Here is a 20,354-nt window from a genome sequence, read left to right on the forward strand (position 1 = left end):
AAATGCAGGACTGTTTATCAAGCAGTCCTGCATTTTTTTAATTAATATATTTTTCGTATATTATTCTTTTTCACGTCCAAAGCGTTCAAAAATATTTACATATGTATTAAACGTTGTTTTATGTTTTTCGTAAAAAGCTTTGTCGTTGTTTTCTTTCATTACTTGCAATAAACTTCTGTATCGTTCAATATCAGTGATAATGTCAATAGCTAAATCTGTTTGATCTGAACCGCTCAAAGTTTTGTAATAGTCTAGATTTTCTCTGTACTTATTAACTAATTTTTCTAATAAATCGTGCGCTTTAGCTGTTTCTCCTACTTTGTAATATCCACCGGCAAACGGTTCAACTAAAGAGTAGTAGCCAAACTTATCTAGCGGCATTTTTGTAATCGCTAAATTGATAATATTTTTAGCTTTGTCAATTTTACCTTCAGCAATAAGTTCATTCATTAAGCGAGATAAATTTGTTCTATATGTAATACTGTTTCTTCTGGTTTCTGGATCGTGATAGATTTTTTCACTTTCGCTGTTGCCCCAGTCCCATTTCATTACAATGTCATACATTTTATCAGCGTCAATTTGTCCCATGTCCATTGGTCCACCATCTTTGGAAGGAACATTTTTAATAGGAACTAATTTGTATACCATTCCATCTAACTGTAAATAGTTTTTCAGCCATAAATAATCTTCGTCATCAAAAGCACCTCCACTAAAATAAATTGGTCGTTTCCAATTGTTATTAGCTAAGATGTCAAGCATCATTAATCTATTTTTGTAGATCGCGCTTCCTTTAATGTCTATGTCCATATAAGGAACAATAGAGTCGTTGTATTTAGGATTAACAACTTTGTTTTTGATAATAGCATTTTTATCAATGTTTACTCTAATCTTATTTGTCGGGTAAAAATGGATTGTTTGTCCATTCTGTAATCCTACAGTTGATTTAGGGTTTTTGATAAAATCGATAAAATCAGTGATGTTCCAGCGTGTTTCTATTTTTGGAATATGAGCCACGTAGTCTAACTTATCTCCAACATATTGTTCATGTGTGAATGAAATAGGCAGAGGGTCAGATTCGTATGATTTCATTTTCATTTGGTCAATATACCAATCTGTCATGAAAAGACTCGTGTTTACAATTTTTACATCTGTTCTAAAGTGCTCAATTTCTTGGGCATACCAGAGAGGGAAGGTGTCGTTGTCTCCAATAGTAAATAAAATGGCATCTTTATCGCACGAACTTAAATACGCTTTAGCCATTGCAACGGCTGTATATCTGTTTGATCTGTCGTGATCATCCCAGTTTTGTGAAGCCATTAAAACAGGTGCGGCTAATAAACTTCCAGCAATAATAATTGGTCCTGCAATTTTTGGAGCAATATATTTTTGAATGCTCTCATATAAAGAATAAACTCCAAAGCCAATCCAAATAGCAAAGACGTAGAATGATCCTACCAAAGCATAATCTCTTTCTCGTGGTTCAAAAGGTCTTTCGTTTAGGTAAATTTTTAATGCAATTCCGGTAAATAAGAATAAGGCTAAAAGCACATAAAAACTTTTAAGATCTTTGTTCGCGTGGTACATTAGTCCAATTAGACCTAAGATAAACGGAAGGAAAAAGTAAACATTTCTTCCTTTGTTATTTAAAACATCAGAAGGTAAATTGTCTTGAGATCCTAAATGTACAGAGTCAAGAGCTTTGATTCCGCTGATCCAGTTTCCATCTAAATTGTCGTATTTTCCTTGAACATCGCTTTGGCGTCCAACAAAATTCCACATTAAATATCTCCAGTACATATATCCAAATTGATATTCGAACATAAAACTGAAATTATCAACAGTTGAAGGTTTTTCGATTATTAAATAATCTTTATAGCTGTTTAGAAATTTTACATAACCTTCGTTGTCAATTTGTTTTTGAGCAAAAGCATGTTTAAATTCAGAAATAGTTTTTTCCACTTCATTTCTTAATTGAGCAGTTGCTTTGTTGTATTCGTCTTCGCTCAATTGGCTTGCGTCAATTCCGTATTTTGCTAAATCATCCTCATAATTATAATTTGGGTTAATTCTGAATTTAGGCGGGTTTGTAAAGCTGATGTAGTTCTGAATATGTCCAGTTTCGGTACTCCACATTCTTGGCAGAATCGTTTTTTGATTGTCATCTGAATTTTGATCTGCATTTTTATAATTGTTGGTAATGATGTATTTACCAGTTTTATCGTCTCTCTCGTAGTTGGGTTTTTTGTCTAAGTATGGATTTTTAGCATCCAGACCTGCGAAAACTTCAGTGTATTGCGGGCCGTAGAACAATGGATTTACGCCATATTGCTCACGATTATAGTAAGCTAGAACTTCGGCAGCATCTGATGGTTTGTTTTCATTGATAACTGTATTTGCGTTAGCACGCACAGGAAGCATCATCCAAGTCGAAAAGCCAATAAATATGAATAGGATGCAAAGTATAATAGTGTTGTAAAAAATTAAACCTTTTTGCTTGGTAAATTTTAATCCAAAATAGAAGAATGCAACTAGAAGTAAAACAACAAAAATAGTTCCTGAATTAAATGGTAATCCCATGCTGTTTACCATGAAAATTTCAGTTTTACCAAAGAATGCCATTGTTAAAGGCAAGAGTAATTTAAAGATAAACAACAAAATCCCGATTACAACAACATTTGCAATAAGAAAGTTTTTAATGGTAACTTTTTCGTAATGTTTAAAATAGTAAAGAAACCCAATTGATGGAATCGTTAATAGTGCCATAAAGTGCACCCCAAACGAAAGTCCAACAACTAAAGATATGATTAATAGCCATTTGTTTCCTTTTGGTTTGTCCATATCTTGTTCCCAGCGTAATCCCAGCCAGAAAAGTAATGCGATAAGTAATGAAGCCATTGCATATACTTCGGCTTCAACGGCATTAAACCAAAAGCTGTCTGAGAAAGTGTAAGCTAATGCTCCAACAAAAGAACTTCCTAGAATTACGATAGAATTATTTTGGTCAATTTCGGCAAAACGAGCTACAATTTTCTTTAAAATCATAGACGATGACCAGAACATGAATAATATTGTAAAGGCGCTTGAAAAAACAGACATCATATTTACCATTAAGGCTACATGTTGTGCGTCTATGGCGAACATTGCAAAAAAGGCACCCATCATTTGAAATAAAGGTGCTCCTGGCGGATGACCCACTTCTAATTTTGCCGCTGTGGCTATGTATTCCCCGCAATCCCAAAAACTCATGGTAGGTTCAACTGTTAATGTATAGGTGATTAAAGCGATTGCAAATGCAAACCAACCAATAATTGTATTCCATTTATTGAAATTGAATTGTGCCATATTTAGGTGTTAAAATTTTGTATGTTTTTAATCCTACAAAGAAAATGTTTTTTTGTGTAAAGAAACGAGCATTAACAAAAAATTCTATAAAAGTATGAGTGAAGAGTAATTTGTTGTTTATGAGTGTCTTCTGATGTTTTGAATAAGTATGAAGTTAAAAAATGAAAAAAAAATGATTTTTTTTGATAAAAAAGCTTGTGCAAATTAAATAAAGGCTTAAATTTGCACTCGCTTAACAGCACTGCTGGTCTATGGTGTAATGGTAACACAACTGTTTTTGGTGCAGTCTTTCTAGGTTCGAGTCCTAGTAGACCAACATAAAAAGCCTCTCATTTGAGAGGCTTTTTTTATGCAAAAAAAAATATCTGTAAAAATTTGCATAAACTAAATAAAGTTATAATTTTGCACCCGCTTAACAGCACTATTGGTCTATGGTGTAATGGTAACACAACTGTTTTTGGTGCAGTCTTTCTAGGTTCGAGTCCTAGTAGACCAACATAAAAAGCCTCTCATTTGAGAGGCTTTTTTTATGCCATAAATTTAAGTGAGTTGATTTTGTTTGGTTGTTTTTTATATTTTAAAAGTAATAATAGGTTTAATAGCGTGATTTACTAAGCCTTCGCTGATACTTCCATTAAAAAAGTGTGCAAAACCAGTTCTTCCGTGTGTGCACATTCCAATGATATCTGCGTTTATCTTGTTGGAAAAGTTTATGATTCCTTTTTCGATATTAGTATCATTGTAAATGTTTGTAGTGTAATCTGAGAGGTTAAATTCCATGATGAAATCGGTTATGGCTTTTTCTGCTGCGTGTGTAGTTTTAAAGCTGTTTGGCGTGCAAATTGTAACCAAATGCAATTTTGATTGGAATGTTTTGGCAAAGTCAAGGAGTTTTTTGAATGGTTTTTTTGCTTCTTCTGAAAAATCAGAAGCAAATACGATATTAGATGCATTAAAATTTTTGATGTCTTTTTTGATTACCAAAACAGGAATGTCAGAATTGCGTACTACTTTTTCAGTGTTAGAGCCTATTAGTAATTCTTCAACGCCAGAAGAGCCGTGAGATCCCATTACAATTAAATCTATATTGTGATCTTTGCTTACTTGAGTGATTCCGTGAATCGGTCTATCCATTTTTACGATTTCAGTCACTTGAATGCCGTCTAGGTATGGTTTTGATGAAATTTCATCCAGCATTTCGTTTGCTTTTTTCATAAAAAGCATGGTTTCGGGAATGCTGGTGCCGCCTAAAACGGCGTCGTTCATTTGGCTTGGAAGTTCAAGCATGTGAAGGATGATGATTTCGGAGTTGTTTTTTTTGGCAATTTGTACGGCGACTTTTAAGGCGTCTTCTGCGTGTTCAGAGAAATCAGTAGGTACTAGAATTTGTTTCATGGTTTTTGGGTTAAATAATGAGAAATTCTGTTAAATTAATGCTTCTATAAAGATAAGAAATATTTTTAGAGCGATCTATTTATTTTGATTTATAAAAAAATCACTATATTTGCACCGTTATTTATTAAAATCTAAATAATGAGGGGACTAAGTGTCCCCTCTTTTTATAAAATTATGACATTTAAAGAAAAAGTAAACGGATTAATTGCGGAGGCTCTTTTAGAAAAGCCGTCAATCTTTTTGATTGATCTGGCTGTTTCTGATGCTTTTAAAATTAGTGTAGGTTTAGATGGTGATACAGGAGTGGCACTGCAGGATTGCATCGATATTAGTCGAGCAATTGAGAATAACTTGGATCGTGAAGAGCAAGATTTTTCTCTTGAAGTAGCATCAGTTGGAGTAGGGTCTCCTTTGAAATTGGTAAGACAATACAAGAAAAATATTGGTAGAACATTGATTGTTACTACAAATACTGAAAAAATTGAAGCAGAATTAGTAGAAGCTAACGATGTTTTTATAATTTTGTCTTGGGAAGCAAGAGAACCGAAAAAAATAGGAAAAGGAAAAGAAACAGTTCAAAAAGAGCAGCAAATACCTTATACAGAAATTAAAGAGGCAATTGTTACAGTAACATTTTAATTAAAGAATTCGCATGGAAAATTTAGCATTAATCGATTCATTCTCAGAGTTTAAAGACAATAAACTTATTGATCGTGTAACGCTTATGGCAATTTTAGAGGACGTGTTTAGAAATGCATTAAAGAAAAAATACGGTTCTGACGATAACTTCGATATCATTATAAATCCTGATAAAGGAGATATGGAGATTTGGAGAAGAAGAGTAATTGTTGCTGACGAAGATCTTGATTTTGAAAACGAAGAGATTACTTTGACTGAAGCAAGAATGATCGAAGCGGATTTTGAAATTGGCGAAGAAGTTTCTGAAGAGGTTAAATTGATTGACTTAGGAAGAAGAGCTATTTTGGCTTTGCGTCAAAACTTAATATCTAAAATTCACGAACACGATAATACAAATCTTTATAAGCAATTTAAAGATATTATTGGTGATATTTATACTGCAGAAGTACACCACGTACGTCCAAGAGTAGTTATCTTAGTTGATGATGAGGGGAATGAAATTGTACTTCCGAAAGAAAAACAAATTCCATCTGACTTTTTCCGTAAAGGAGATAATGTTCGTGGAATCATTGAAAGCGTTGAATTAAAAGGAAACAAACCTCAAATTATTATGTCTAGAACTTCTGAGAAGTTCTTAGAGAAATTATTTGAACAAGAAATTCCTGAAGTGTTCGACGGTTTGATTACAGTTAAAAATGTAGTGCGTATTCCTGGTGAAAAAGCAAAAGTAGCGGTAGATTCTTATGATGATAGAATTGATCCAGTTGGAGCTTGTGTGGGTATGAAAGGATCTCGTATTCACGGAATTGTTCGTGAGTTAGGAAACGAAAATATTGACGTAATCAACTATACAAATAACATTCAATTGTTTATTACAAGAGCATTAAGCCCTGCGAAAGTTTCTTCAATCAAAATTGATGAGGAAAACAAAAGAGCTGAAGTATTCTTGAAATTAGAAGAAGTTTCTAAAGCAATTGGTAGAGGTGGTCACAATATTAAATTGGCAGGTCAATTAACGGGTTATGAATTAGATGTTATTCGTGAAGGTGATGTTGCTGGAACAGTTGCAGATGAAGACGATGTTGAATTAACAGAGTTTTCAGATGAAATTGAAGAATGGGTAATCGAAGAATTTGCTAAGATAGGTTTAGATACTGCAAAAAGTATTTTAAAACAAGAAGTAGAAGATTTAGTAAGAAGAACAGATTTAGAAGAGGAAACGATTCTGGATGTTATGAAGATACTAAAAGAAGAGTTTGACAGCTAGTTAATGGCTGAAGTCTGGCTCTAACAACACAACGAAAAAGGTAATAATAAAAAGGTTATATGTCTGAAGAGAGAGTAATAAGAATAAATAAGGTTTTAAGGGAATTAAATATCTCGTTAGAAAGAGCTGTTGATTATCTAAAAGATAAGGGTATTGCTATTGATGCAAATCCAAACGCGAAAATTTCTGATAGTGAGTTTAATATCCTGCAAAGCCAATTTGCGGGCGATAAGGGGAATAAGGAAGCTTCTAAAGAGGTTGGAGAAGAGAAAAGAAAAGAAAAAGAAGCATTACGTGTAGAGCGTGAGAAAGAAATTGAAGACAAACGCAGACAAGACGAGGAGCGCCAAAAGCAACAGGAGATTATAAAAGCGAGAGCGGTTGTAACTGGACCTGTGCAAGTAGGTAAAATAGATTTAAATCCGAAGAAACCTGCAGTTGTTTCTACTCCAACTGAGGAGCCAGTTAAAGCTGAAGAGCCAAAAGCAGTTATTACTCCAACTCAACCAGAAAAACCAGTTCAGAAAGAAGTTGTACAGCCTGAGCCAGTTGCTCCTGTAGTTTTTGAAGAGAAAAAGGTAGAGAAACCTATTATTACAGAGAAAAAAGAAGTTAAAACTGAAGTTACAAAAACAGCCCAAGAGCCTATTGTTTCAACAGATCCTGCAACTGCCGAAGAAACGATCACTACTCAATACCAGAAATTATCTGGAACAACTCTTACGGGGCAGACAATTGATTTATCTCAATTTAATAAACCTAAGAAAAAGAAAGAAGATCCTAAAATTACGCCTAATAAACCTGGTGCTCCAGGTGTTGGTAATAATGCTAATAAAAATAAGCGTAAAAGAATTGCGCCTAAGCCAGGAACTCCGGGGGCGCCAAAACCTCAAGGAGCTGGGAATGCACCGGGAACTCCAAATCCTAATAAGATAACGCCAAACAACGGCGGAGGCGGATTTAATGCAAACAGAAGTGCGAGACCTGGTTTTGTAAAAGGAAACCGTCCGGCTATTGTAGCTAAAGTTGAGCCTACTGAAGAAGAAGTGAAAAACCAAATTAGAGAGACTCTTGAAAAACTTCAAGGTAAAGGAGGGAAATCTAAAGCGGCTAAATATAGAAGAGATAAAAGAGAAACGCACCGTCAGAAATCTGATGATGAGCAAAGAGCACTTGACGAAGGAAGTAAAACGATTAAAGTTACTGAATTTGTTACTGTAGGTGAAATTGCAATCATGATGGATGTGCCGATTACAAAAGTAATTGGAACTTGTATGTCTCTAGGTATTATGGTTACAATGAATCAGCGTTTAGATGCTGAAACATTAACAATTGTAGCTGATGAATTTGGTTACGAAGTTGAGTTTATTACTGTTGATATCGAGGAAGCTATCGAAGTAGTTGAAGATAAAGAAGAAGATTTAGTAACTAGAGCGCCTATTGTTACTGTAATGGGTCACGTTGACCACGGTAAAACATCTTTACTGGATTATATCCGTAAAGAAAATGTTATCGCTGGAGAGTCGGGTGGTATTACACAGCACATTGGAGCTTATGGGGTTACTCTTGATAATGGTCAGAAAATCGCATTCTTAGATACGCCAGGTCACGAGGCGTTTACCGCGATGCGTGCACGTGGAGCTCAAGTTACGGATATCGCTATTATTGTAGTAGCTGCGGATGATGACATCATGCCGCAAACAAAAGAAGCGATTTCTCACGCACAAGCTGCGGGAGTGCCAATTATATTTGCGATCAATAAAATTGATAAACCAAATGCTAATGTTGAGAAAATCAAAGAGCGTTTGGCTAGTATGAATTTACTTGTTGAAGATTGGGGTGGGAAAATTCAGTCACATGATATTTCTGCGAAAGTTGGAACAGGAGTAAAAGAATTATTAGAGAAAGTTTTATTAGAAGCTGAAATCTTAGATTTAAGAGCAAATCCAAATAAAGCAGCGCAAGGAAGTGTTGTAGAGGCTTTCTTGGATAAAGGAAAAGGATATGTGTCAACAGTTTTAGTACAACAAGGTACGTTAAAAATTGGAGATTATATGCTTGCTGGAAAACACCATGGAAAAGTTAAAGCAATGCATGATGAGCGTGGGCATACAGTTTTAGAAGCTGGTCCTTCGACTCCGGTATCTGTTTTAGGTTTAGATGGAGCAGCAACAGCAGGTGATAAGTTTAATGTATTCGAAGACGAAAAAGAGGCTAAGCAAATTGCATCTAAACGTTCTCAGTTAATGCGTGAACAATCAGTACGTACTCAGCGTCATATTACACTTGATGAAATTGGACGTCGTATCGCTCTTGGTCAGTTTAAAGAATTGAACGTAATCCTTAAAGGAGATGTTGATGGATCTGTTGAGGCATTATCAGATTCGTTCTCTAAACTTTCTACAGAAGAAATTCAAATTAATATTATTCATAAAGGTGTTGGAGCAATTACTGAAACTGACGTTATGTTGGCTTCTGCTTCTGATGCGATCATTATCGGATTTAACGTTCGTCCTGCTGGAAATGCTAGACAGCTTGCAGATAAAGAAGAAATTGACATCCGTTACTATTCTATTATTTATGCAGCGATCGATGACTTGAAAGATGCGATGGAGGGAATGTTAGCTCCTGAAATGAAAGAGGAAATTTTAGGAACAGCTGAGATTCGTGAGATTTTCAAAATTTCTAAAGTTGGCTCAATTGCGGGATGTATGGTAACTGATGGTAAGATTTTGAGAAGCTCTAAAATTAGAGTTATTAGAGATGGAGTTGTAGTACATACAGGAGAATTAGTTGCTTTAAAACGTTTCAAAGATGATGTTAAAGAGGTTTCTAAAGGTTATGACTGTGGTATACAAATAAAAGGATTTAATGATATCGAAATGAATGATGTTATTGAAGCTTATCACGAAGTTGCAATTAAAAAGAAACTTAAATAAGAGAATTTCTTTTAAAATATAAATCCCGATTTTTTCGGGATTTTTTTTGTTTAGAACTGTTTGGTTTTGATAAGAGAATGAGTTTTTTTTTTTTTTTTTTAAGATTGAGTTTTTTTTGTGGTTAGTGTTTTCTTTTGATATTTTTTTTGCGAGGTAATCTGTTTTGAAGTTTTCTTTGTAGGATGTTTTGTTACGTGTTGTAGGGTTTTTGACTAGCAGGGGGTGTTGATGTGTTCGTAATAAAGAAAACAGATTGTGTTTTAAAGGCTGAAAAAGAGTAGTGGTAAGGGTAGTGTAGAAATTTGATTTATAAGGTGGTTTTTCGGGTAAAAAGCGCTGTTTCGCTCTAGTAACAAGTTGTCGGAAATATTTTTTTTTTTAGGAGTGGTGATTGAGTTGTAGTGTTTGTGTGTAATGTAGTGAAGTAGTTATTGCCGATAATGAAAAAGTAAATTTTGAATTTGGGCTTTGTGTTTAGATGTTAGTTTTTGTTTGGTATTTAATGCCTTGTTATAATAAAAAACCACAAAAGAAACTCAGTAGAGAGTTGCTTTTGTGGTTCTTTATTTCTTGTCGTTTTGTTTTCTTGTTTTATTTATTCGGCTTTAGCAAGAATACATTTTTGTATTTTTTCTTGATGTCTGCTAAATTTCTTTCTGCTTCGATTCTTGATTTAAAACTGCCTACAATTACTTTGTAGTTTGGGGTATTGAAAATTATAGTGCCATCAATGTTTGAGTATTCTCTTTTAAAGTCGGCTAGTGTTTTTTTTGCTTCTTCGCTTTTTCCGCTAAAAATTTGAATTCTATAGGAATCATTTGTACTTATTGATGTGTTAAATTTACGTTTCTCGTTCATTAATTGCTCAAATTTGGGATCTTGATTTACTGTTAAATTTTGATCTTGAGCATGAATATTGTTTGCTAAAGCAAAGATTACTAATGTTAAGAAAACGTTTTTTGAAGGGGTTAAAATTCTCATAATGTGATGGTTTTTGTGCAAAAATAATATTTAAAGTTTGTATGGAAAATTTTAATATTATTTAGAATTGATATAAATTGATATTTAAGAGTATTTTAAGGTTTTGAGAATAGTTCATAAGTCGTATTTTTGTGCAAGTTTTAAAAGAAGGTATTAATTTTAGTCTGATTTACTACAGAAAAAATCATACCAAAAATTAGTAGATAATTATTATACTATATGAAAAAGGTGGGTAACCATAATTCGATCTCCAGAAAATTATTACTTAGTTTATCGCTAACGTTAATTTTCTCCCTAACTTCATTTGCTCAAGATCCTGCTGCTCCTGCGGCTCCTGAAGCTGCTGCTCCGGCTGCAACTACAGGTGGTGATCCAGTAAAAGGGAAAGAACTTTTTAATGCAAATTGCGCTGCATGTCACAAATTAGATGCTAAATCAACAGGTCCTGCTTTGAGAGGAATTGCGGATAAGCACGATAAAGCTTGGCTTTATAAATGGGTGCATAACAGTTCTGACATGATTAAGTCAGGTGATCCTGTTGCGGTTAAACTTTTTGAGGAAAACAATAAAGCAGTAATGACTTCTTTTCCTCAATTATCTGAAGGCGATATTGATAATATTATTGCTTTTACTTCTGAGAAAAAAGCTGAGCCTGCTGCTGGTGCGCCAGGAACTGTTCCTCCTGGGCAAAAAGTTGAAGGCGGCGGTATTTCTAATAATATTATTTTAGGGGCTCTTGCTCTTGTAATGGCTATTTTAGTTGTTATGTTGTTCATGGTGAACAAAGTGTTAACTAAAGTTGCAAGTAATAACGGAATTGAAGTTGCGCCAAAAGAAGGCAGAACTCCAATTTGGAAAGCTTTTGCTAAAAATCAATTTTTAGTTTTAGTTACTTCTATATTTTTACTTTTAGCTAGTGGTTATTTTGTATATGGTTACTTGATGCAGGTAGGTGTTGATCAAAATTATGAGCCAATTCAGCCAATTCACTATTCTCACAAAATTCACGCTGGAGATAATGAGATCAATTGTAAATATTGTCACTCTGCTGCACGTGTAAGTAAAACTGCTGGTATTCCTTCGTTGAATGTTTGTATGAACTGTCATAAAAATATTTCTGAAGTTGCTGAGACTACTGCTACTGCAGAGTATAGTAAAGCATTCTATGATGGAGAAATTCAAAAATTATATGATGCTGTTGGATGGGATAAGACTAAACAAGCTTATACTGGAAAAACTAAGCCTGTAAAATGGGTTCGTATTCATAATCTTCCTGATTTTGTTTATTTCAATCACTCTCAACACGTTTCTGTTGCAGGAGTTGAATGTCAAACTTGTCACGGTCCGGTACAAGAATTTGAAATCATGAAGCAATACTCTAAATTAACAATGGGATGGTGTGTTGATTGCCATAGAAAAACTGATGTTAAGATGGAAGGAAATGCATATTATGATAAAATTCATGCTGAACTTTCTAAAAAATACGGTGTAGAGAAATTAACTGCAGCGCAAATGGGAGGTTTAGAATGCGGTAAATGCCACTATTAATCGAATTATTAAGATTTTAATATTTATATACAATGTCATCAAACAAAAAATACTGGAAAAGTGTTGAAGAGCTAGAAAATAGTTCTATTGTTGAGGCGCTTAGAAATAACGAATTTGTTGAAGAAATTCCTACTGATGAATTCTTAGGAAATGCAGATGCTTTAGCTACATCTGGAACTTCACGTCGTGACTTTTTAAAGTACGTAGGATTTAGTACTGCGGCAGTTACACTTGCTGCTTGTGAAGGTCCTGTGCACAAGTCTATCCCTTATGTATTACAACCAGAGCAAATCATTCCTGGTGTTGCAGATTTTTATGCAACTACTGTTTTTGATGGTTTTGATTTTGCAAATCTTTTGGTAAAAACTCGTGAGGGTCGTCCAATTAAAATTGAGAACAATACTATTTCTGGAGCTAAATTTTCTGCTAATGCTAGAATTCATGCGTCTATCTTAGGATTATACGATAGTATGCGTTTGAAAGAGCCTAAATTAGATGGAAAAAATAGCAGCTGGTCAGCAGTTGATTTAAAAATTAAATCAAGTTTGGCTGATGCAAAAGCAAAAGGAGGTCAAGTAGTATTATTAACAAATACATTAGCAAGTCCATCTACTGAGAAATTAATAGGTGAGTTTATTGCTAAAAATCCAAATGCTAAACATGTAGTTTACGATGCGGTTTCTTCATCTGACGCGTTAGATGCTTTTGAAACTGTTTATGGTGAAAGAGCTTTAGTAGATTATGATTTTTCAAAAGCTTCATTAATTGTATCTGTTGGTGCTGATTTCTTAGGAGATTGGCAAGGTGGTGGATATGATGCTGGATATGCAAAAGGACGTATTCCTCAAAACGGAAAAATGTCTCGTCATTTTCAGTTTGAATCAAATATGACATTATCTGGAGCTGCAGCTGATAAGCGTGTTCCAATGACGACAGCTGATCAAAAACAAGCTTTAGTTCAAATTTATAATGTTGTTGTTGGAGGTTCAGTTCCAGTTTCTTTAGATGCTAAGTTTAAAGCGGAAGTTGAAAAAGCAGCACAACAATTAAAAGCAGCTGGTTCTAAAGGAATTTTAGTGTCTGGCTTAGAAGATAAGAATGCACAATTATTAGTTTTGGCTATTAATCAAGCATTGTCTAGTGAAGCATTTAATACAGCTGAAACAAGACAAATTAGAAAAGGTTCTAATGCTGTAGTTGCTCAGTTGTTAAAAGATATGAATGCAGGAAGTGTTCATACTTTAATTATGAGTGGAGTTAATCCTGTTTATACTTTAGCTGATTCTGCTTCTTTTGTTTCTGGATTGAAAAAAGTTAAAACTTCAGTTGCTTTATCTTTGAAAGAAGATGAAACTGCTGCTATATCAACAATTGCTGCACCGGTTCCTCATTATTTAGAGTCTTGGGGAGATTTAGTGATTACAAAAGGAACTTATAGTTTAACACAACCTACAATTCGTCCAATTTTTGATACAAAACAACTTCAAGACGTTTTATTGTCATTGAATGGTGTTGCAGGAAATTTCTACGATTACCTTAAAGCTAATTCAGGGTCAATTATTGCAGGATCTTCTTGGAATAAAGTTTTACACGATGGTGTTTTTGTATACGGATCAAGTGCTTTAAATGGTGGTTCTTTTGATTATGCAGGTGCTGCAAGTGCACTTTCAAAATCAAAAGCTGCTGGAGAGCTTGAATTAGTTTTATATACTAAAACTGGAATGGGAGACGGACAACATGCAAACAATCCTTGGTTGCAAGAGTTTCCAGATCCAATCACAAGAGTTTCATGGGATAACTATATTACAGTTTCTAATGCTGATGCAAAGAAATTTAATTTATCAAATGAAATTGTTGCAAACGGTGGTTTAAATGGTAGTTATGCTACTATTACTACTGCAGATGGAACTAAATTAGAAAATGTACCGGTAATTGTTCAGCCTGGACAAGCAGTTGGTACAGTTGGTTTAGCTGTAGGTTATGGTCGTAAAGCGGCTTTAAAAGAAGAAATGCAAGTAGGTATTAATGCTTACGCTTTATATAAAAACTTCAATAATGTTCAAGCCGTTTCTATTGTAAAAGCTAATGGAGAGCATGAGTTTGCTTGTGTTCAAGGGCAAAAAACATTAATGGGCAGAGGGGATATTATCAAAGAAACAACTTTGAAAATATTTAATACTGAAGATGCTAAACATTGGAACGAACAACCAATGGTATCTTTAGATCACCAAGAAGTTGAAGCTACTACTGTTGATTTATGGGAATCATTTGATCGTTCTACTGGACATCACTTTAACTTATCAATCGACTTGAATGCTTGTACTGGATGTGGAGCATGTGTTATTGCTTGTCATGCAGAAAATAACGTTCCTGTAGTAGGTAAATCTGAGGTTAGAAGAAGTCGTGATATGCACTGGCTGCGTATTGATAGATATTATTCTTCTGAAAGTACTTTTGCTGGAGATAACGAAAGAAAAGAAGGTATTGCTGGCTTATCTAGCTCATTGTCTACATTCAATGAAATGGAAAAACCTGGAGATAATCCACAGGTAGCATTCCAACCTGTAATGTGTCAGCACTGTAATCACGCACCTTGTGAAACAGTTTGCCCGGTTGCTGCGACTTCTCATGGTCGTCAAGGTCAAAACCACATGGCATACAACAGATGTGTTGGTACTCGTTACTGTGCTAATAACTGTCCTTATAAAGTTCGTCGTTTTAACTGGTTCTTATACAATAAAAACAGTGAATTCGATTATCATATGAATGATGATTTAGGTCGTATGGTATTGAATCCAGACGTAAATGTACGTTCACGTGGTGTTATGGAAAAATGTTCTATGTGTATTCAAATGACACAAGCTACTATATTAAATGCTAAAAAAGAAGGCCGTTCAATTGTTGATGGAGAATTCCAAACAGCTTGTTCAAGTGCTTGTTCTTCTGGAGCAATGATATTTGGTGATGTTAATGATGCCGAAAGTAAAGTTGCTAAATTAGCAGCTGATGATAGATCATATCATTTATTAGAGCATGTAGGAACAAAACCTAATGTGGTTTACCATGTTAAAGTTAGAAATACTTAGAATAAATTATTAATAAGAAACAATATAAAGGATTATGTCGTCTCACTACGAAGCACCCATTAGAAAACCTTTAGTTATAGGTGATAAATCATATCACGATGTAACTGTAGATGTGGCAGCACCTGTTGAAGGTCCTGCAAATAAACAATGGTGGATTGTATTTTCAATCGCATTAATAGCCTTCCTTTGGGGGTTAGGTTGTATAATTTACACCGTATCTACCGGTATTGGAACATGGGGATTAAATAAAACAGTTGGTTGGGCTTGGGATATTACTAACTTCGTTTGGTGGGTTGGTATTGGTCACGCTGGAACTTTGATTTCTGCAGTACTATTACTTTTCCGTCAACGTTGGAGAATGGCTATTAACCGTTCTGCAGAAGCAATGACTATTTTCTCAGTAGTTCAAGCAGGTTTATTTCCAATTATTCACATGGGACGTCCATGGTTAGCATACTGGGTTTTACCTATTCCAAACCAGTTTGGATCTTTATGGGTAAACTTTAACTCACCATTACTTTGGGACGTATTTGCGATTTCTACTTATCTTTCAGTATCATTAGTTTTCTGGTGGACTGGTTTATTACCTGATTTTGCAATGCTTCGTGATAGAGCTATAACTCCGTTTAATAAAAGAGTTTATTCTATCTTAAGTTTTGGATGGAGTGGTAGAGCTAAAGATTGGCAGCGTTTTGAAGAGGTATCATTGGTATTAGCTGGTTTAGCAACTCCTCTTGTACTTTCTGTACACACAATTGTATCTATGGACTTTGCTACTTCTGTAATTCCAGGATGGCATACAACTATTTTCCCTCCATACTTCGTTGCTGGAGCGGTATTCTCAGGATTTGCGATGGTAAATACATTGTTGATCGTTATGAGAAAAGTTTCTAATCTTGAAGCGTATATCACATTACAACATATCGAATTGATGAATATCATTATTATGATTACAGGTTCGATTGTAGGTGTTGCTTATATCACTGAGTTATTCGTAGCTTGGTATTCTGGAGTAGAATACGAGCAATATGCATTCTTAAACAGAGCTACTGGACCTTACTGGTGGGCATATTGGTCAATGATGACTTGTAATGTTTTCTCTCCACAGTTTATGTGGTTCAAGAAACTAAGAACAAGTATCATGTTCTCATTTATTATTTCGATTGTGGTAAACATCGGAATGTGGTTTGAAAGATTCGTAATTATTGTTACTTCTTTACATAGAGATTATCTTCCATCTTCTTGGACAATGTTCTCACCAACATTTGTTGATATTGGAATTTTCATCGGAACAATTGGTTTCTTCTTTGTATTGTTTTTATTATACTCTAGAACATTCCCTGTAATTGCACAGGCAGAGGTTAAAACAATTCTAAAAGGAACAGGAGATAATTACATTAGAGAAAGAGCAAAAAATAAAGATTCACATCATGAGTAATAAAGTAATATACGCCATTTATAATGACGATGATATTTTGATGGATGCAGTAAAGAAAACTAGAGCTGCACATCATCATATTGAAGAGGTTTTTACTCCATTTCCTGTTCACGGATTGGATAAAGCAATGGGTTTAGCACCAACAAGATTAGCAATTTGTTCTTTTCTTTACGGATGTGTTGGTATTTCATTTGCTACATTTATGATGAGTTATATCATGATTCACGATTGGCCGCAAGATATTGGAGGTAAGCCTAGTTTCAGCTTCATTCAAAATATGCCTTCTTTTGTGCCTATTATGTTTGAGATGACTGTATTTTTTGCTGCCCACTTAATGGTTATTACTTTTTATATGAGAAGTAGATTGTGGCCATTTAAAGAAGCTGAGAATCCAGATGTAAGAACAACAGATGACCATTTTTTAATGGAAGTTGCTGTGAATAATAATGAGGCAGAACTAGTTACTTTTTTCGAAGGGACTGGAGCTGTTGAAGTTAAAGTAATTGAAAAGAATTAATTGTAGCTATGAAAAGGATATATAAAATAACACTTTTAGTTGGTATAACTATTTTAGTTTCATCTTGCCACAATAATTCGGCACCAAACTATCAGTATTTCCCTAATATGTATGAGTCTTTGGCATATGAGCCATATGCGGAGGCAAAAGTATTTAAGGGTGGTAAAGAAGGACAGCTTCCTGTAGAAGGAACTATTAATAGAGGTTTTGAGCCTTATGAGTATGAAAATTCAACTGCAGGTTATGAATTGGCGAAAGCTAATTTAAAATCGCCTTTGACTGAAGCAGAAAAAAGTTCTGAAAAAGGAAAAGAACTTTTCGATATTTACTGTATTAGCTGCCATGGTGCAACTGGAAATGGTAAAGGTAAATTAGTTGAAAGAGAGAAATTTCTTGGAGTACCTAGTTATAAAGACAGAGAGATCACTGAAGGTAGTATCTTTCATGTTGAGACTTATGGTTTAAATGCAATGGGTTCGCATGCAAATCAATTAAGTGCCCACGAACGTTGGTTAGTTGCTGACTATGTTCTAAAACTAAAAAGCCAATTATAATTGTTGAACAAACTGATCGTAATAGATATGTATACATTTTCAAGTAAATTAAAAACTTTCTCTTTCATCCTAATGATCGTTGGTATATTAGGAATAGGATATGGTTTTTTAACTGCTCCTAAAGATATTCAAGAAGTTGAAAAAATTCTTGCTGCAGATGCGCATGGTTCTCATGGTGCTGCACATGAAGCAACAGCAGAAGCTTCTCATACAGAAGCTGGGCATCACGAAACTGCTGAGGCATCTCATGATTCACATAAAGGTGGTGAACATGCAAAAGTTAATGCCGCTGATGAACATACAGAACATTTAAACCATGTACTGCACCAATTACAAAACAAACCTTGGTCTGCATTATATGTAGCTTGTATTTTCTTTTTATTGCTTGCAATGGGAGTTTTAGCATTTTATGCTATTCAACAAGTTGCTCAGGCAGGTTGGTCTCCAGTTTTGTTTAGAGTAATGCAAGGTATTACGGCTTATTTGCCAGTTGGTTCTGTAATTTTCTTTATTATTTTGGTTCTTTGCGGACTTCATTTTAATCATATTTTTGTATGGTTGGGTGAAGGTGTTACGGATCCAAAAAGCCCTAATTATGATGCAATTATCGCTGGTAAATCAGGATATTTAAACTTCCCATTTTGGATTGTTAGAGCAGGTATCTTTTTATTAGGATGGAATTTATATAATTATTTTTCTAGAAAAAATTGTTTAGCTCAAGATGAAGCGAATGATGATTTGTACTATAAAAAGAACTTTAAGGCATCAGCTGGATTTTTAGTATTCTTTATTGTATCTGAATCTATTATGTCTTGGGATTGGATTATGTCATTTGACCCACACTGGTTTAGTACATTATTCGGATGGTATGTTTTTGCCTCTTTCTTTGTAAGCGGAATTACTACTATTGCTTTAGTGACTATTTATTTAAAATCTAAAGGATATTTAGAGTTTGTTAATACAAGCCACATTCATGATTTAGCTAAATTCATGTTTGGTATTAGTATTTTCTGGACATACTTATGGTTCTCTCAGTTTATGTTAATCTGGTATGCAAATATTCCTGAGGAGGTTACTTATTTCATTACAAGAATTCAATTGTATAACTTGCCATTCTTTGGTGCTGTGGTTATGAATTTTGTTTTCCCATTGTTAATCTTAATCAATACTGATTTCAAACGTCTAAGCTGGATTATAGTAATGGCTGGTATTGTTATTTTATTAGGACATTATATTGATTTCTTTAATATGATTATGCCTGGTACAGTAGGAGATAAATGGTTTATTGGAGTTTCTGAAATTGCGTCTATTCTTTTCTTTTTAGGATTGTTTATTTTTACAGTGTTTACTGCATTAACTAAATCTCCTTTGCTTGCAAAAAGAAATCCTTTCATAGAAGAAAGTAAACATTTTCATTATTAATATTTAAAGAAATAAACAGATGACAAGTTTGTTGGTAATTGTAGTTTTAGTTTTATTAGCAGTTGCATTATGGCAATTGACCAAGATATTTGATCTTACTCAAGTAGGATCTTCTTCGGACGATTCTCAGGTTGCATCAGATAATGATAATAATATTCAGGGATATATTATGTTTGGCTTTTTAGCTTTCATTTATATATTTACTATTTATGGTTTACTAAAATGGGGTAATTTAGTGCTTCATACACCAGCTTCAGAGCATGGGCTTTTAGTAGATAGTTTGATGAATATTACCTGGGTATTAATCTTTACAGTTCAAGTTATTACTCAAGGCTTACTGCACTGGTTTTCTTTTAAAAATAGAGGACATAAAGATAAAAAAGCTTTATTCTTTGCAGATAGTAATAAATTAGAAGCAATTTGGAGTATCATTCCATCTGTAGTTCTAGCTTGTTTAATTCTTTATGGATTATATGCTTGGAATAACATCATGTTTGTTGACAAAGATGAGGATGTTGTAGAGATCGAATTATATGCTCAACAGTTTAAATGGACTGCAAGATATGCAGGTCAAGATAATGTTTTAGGAAAAGCAAACGTTCGTTTAATTGAAGGAATTAATACATTAGGAGTTGATATGTCTGATCCTAATTCTCAAGATGATATTGTAGTTTCTGAACTTCATATTCCTAAAGGTAAAAAAGTACATTTCAAAATGCGTTCTCAAGACGTACTGCATTCAGCTTATTTTCCTCACTTTAGAGCACAGATGAACTGTGTTCCAGGTATGGTAACTGAATTTGCTTTTGTACCTACTTATACTACTGCTGAATACAGAGAGTTACCATTTATGGTTGAGAAAGTTGCAAACATCAACAAGTTAAGAGCTGAAAAAAGTATTGAGTTAGTTGCAAAAGGAGGTACAGCTTTAGATCCTTATACATTTGATTATTTATTATTATGTAATAAAATTTGTGGAGCTTCACACTATAACATGCAAATGAAAGTTGTTGTGGATACTCCAGAAGAATATAAAAAATGGTTAAGCGAGAAAACTACTTTAGCTCAGGATATTAAAGCGGCAGCAGCTGCTAAAAAACCTGAAGCAGAAGGTGCTGCACCAAGTGATACTACTGCAAAAGTTATCGATACTGTAAAAGCAGTTGTAGATACAGTTAAAGCAGCTGTAGCTAAAGTTGCGATGAAATAATATTATTAAGAAAATT

At 34.2% G+C, this 20,354-nt stretch carries 13 protein-coding genes and 2 tRNA genes; 12 read left to right on the forward strand and 3 right to left on the reverse strand.

What is annotated here, in order from left to right:
- Positions 1-60: 60 nt before the first annotated feature.
- Complete coding sequence (locus tag B0A75_RS02460; RefSeq protein ID WP_089052701.1) at positions 61-3,342, reverse strand: glycosyltransferase family 117 protein; 3,282 nt, start codon at positions 3,340-3,342, stop codon at positions 61-63.
- 245 nt (positions 3,343-3,587) lie between these two features.
- On the opposite strand from B0A75_RS02460, the gene B0A75_RS02465 reads away from it, so the two are divergent.
- Together B0A75_RS02465 and B0A75_RS02470 are read left to right on the forward strand one after the other, a co-directional pair.
- Positions 3,588-3,658 (forward strand) — tRNA-Gln (locus B0A75_RS02465).
- Between the two features lie 109 nt (positions 3,659-3,767).
- Positions 3,768-3,838 (forward strand) — tRNA-Gln (locus tag B0A75_RS02470).
- A gap of 74 nt (positions 3,839-3,912) precedes the next feature.
- Here the strand turns inward: B0A75_RS02470 and B0A75_RS02475 are convergent.
- Positions 3,913-4,737 (reverse strand): universal stress protein, encoded by an 825-nt coding sequence (locus tag B0A75_RS02475; protein WP_089052702.1) that lies wholly within the window; start codon positions 4,735-4,737, stop codon positions 3,913-3,915.
- 174 nt (positions 4,738-4,911) lie between these two features.
- Here B0A75_RS02475 and rimP point away from each other — a divergent pair, with 174 nt between their 5' ends.
- From rimP to infB, 3 genes are read left to right on the forward strand one after another with little or no spacing between them, the layout of a single operon-like run.
- Positions 4,912-5,376 (forward strand): ribosome assembly cofactor RimP, encoded by a 465-nt coding sequence (rimP, locus tag B0A75_RS02480; protein ID WP_164973666.1) that lies wholly within the window; start codon positions 4,912-4,914, stop codon positions 5,374-5,376.
- Positions 5,377-5,389: 13 nt separating this feature from the next.
- Positions 5,390-6,643: a transcription termination factor NusA gene (gene nusA / locus B0A75_RS02485; protein WP_089052704.1), complete on the forward strand. Its 1,254-nt coding sequence runs from the start codon at positions 5,390-5,392 to the stop codon at positions 6,641-6,643.
- A gap of 59 nt (positions 6,644-6,702) precedes the next feature.
- A complete protein-coding gene (infB, locus tag B0A75_RS02490; protein WP_089052705.1) occupies positions 6,703-9,582 on the forward strand; it encodes a translation initiation factor IF-2 in 2,880 nt (959 codons plus the stop codon).
- A 591-nt stretch (positions 9,583-10,173) separates the two neighbouring features.
- Here the strand turns inward: infB and B0A75_RS02495 are convergent.
- Positions 10,174-10,563 (reverse strand): SPOR domain-containing protein, encoded by a 390-nt coding sequence (locus tag B0A75_RS02495; RefSeq protein WP_089052706.1) that lies wholly within the window; start codon positions 10,561-10,563, stop codon positions 10,174-10,176.
- 219 nt (positions 10,564-10,782) lie between these two features.
- Here B0A75_RS02495 and B0A75_RS02500 point away from each other — a divergent pair, with 219 nt between their 5' ends.
- The 7 genes from B0A75_RS02500 to B0A75_RS02530 are packed head-to-tail and all read left to right on the forward strand — an operon-like array spanning position 10,783 to position 20,338.
- Positions 10,783-12,111 carry a c-type cytochrome gene (locus tag B0A75_RS02500; protein ID WP_089052707.1) on the forward strand — a complete coding sequence of 443 codons (1,329 nt, stop codon included), beginning with the start codon at positions 10,783-10,785 and terminating at the stop codon, positions 12,109-12,111.
- A 32-nt stretch (positions 12,112-12,143) separates the two neighbouring features.
- The gene (locus tag B0A75_RS02505) at positions 12,144-15,197 is read left to right on the forward strand and encodes a TAT-variant-translocated molybdopterin oxidoreductase (RefSeq protein ID WP_089052708.1); all 3,054 of its coding nucleotides are present in this window, start codon (positions 12,144-12,146) and stop codon (positions 15,195-15,197) included.
- A 34-nt stretch (positions 15,198-15,231) separates the two neighbouring features.
- Entirely contained in the window at positions 15,232-16,635 is a 1,404-nt protein-coding gene (nrfD, locus tag B0A75_RS02510) for an NrfD/PsrC family molybdoenzyme membrane anchor subunit (RefSeq protein ID WP_089052709.1), read from the forward strand.
- Positions 16,628-17,152 (forward strand): DUF3341 domain-containing protein, encoded by a 525-nt coding sequence (locus B0A75_RS02515; protein WP_089052710.1) that lies wholly within the window; start codon positions 16,628-16,630, stop codon positions 17,150-17,152. Before nrfD ends, B0A75_RS02515 begins: the two co-directional genes overlap by 8 nt.
- Positions 17,153-17,160: 8 nt before the next feature.
- On the forward strand, positions 17,161-17,706 hold the full coding sequence (locus B0A75_RS02520; protein ID WP_089052711.1) for a c-type cytochrome: 546 nt from the start codon (positions 17,161-17,163) through the stop codon (positions 17,704-17,706).
- Positions 17,707-17,733: 27 nt separating this feature from the next.
- On the forward strand, positions 17,734-19,128 hold the full coding sequence (locus B0A75_RS02525) for a cation-translocating P-type ATPase (protein ID WP_089052712.1): 1,395 nt from the start codon (positions 17,734-17,736) through the stop codon (positions 19,126-19,128).
- A gap of 19 nt (positions 19,129-19,147) precedes the next feature.
- Positions 19,148-20,338, forward strand: coding sequence for a cytochrome c oxidase subunit II (locus B0A75_RS02530; protein WP_089052713.1), 1,191 nt, complete (start codon positions 19,148-19,150; stop codon positions 20,336-20,338).
- Positions 20,339-20,354: the final 16 nt, after the last annotated feature.

It is taken from the genome of Flavobacterium oncorhynchi (genome assembly GCF_002217355.1).
In the GTDB taxonomy this organism is placed as follows: Bacteria; Bacteroidota; Bacteroidia; order Flavobacteriales; family Flavobacteriaceae; genus Flavobacterium; species Flavobacterium oncorhynchi.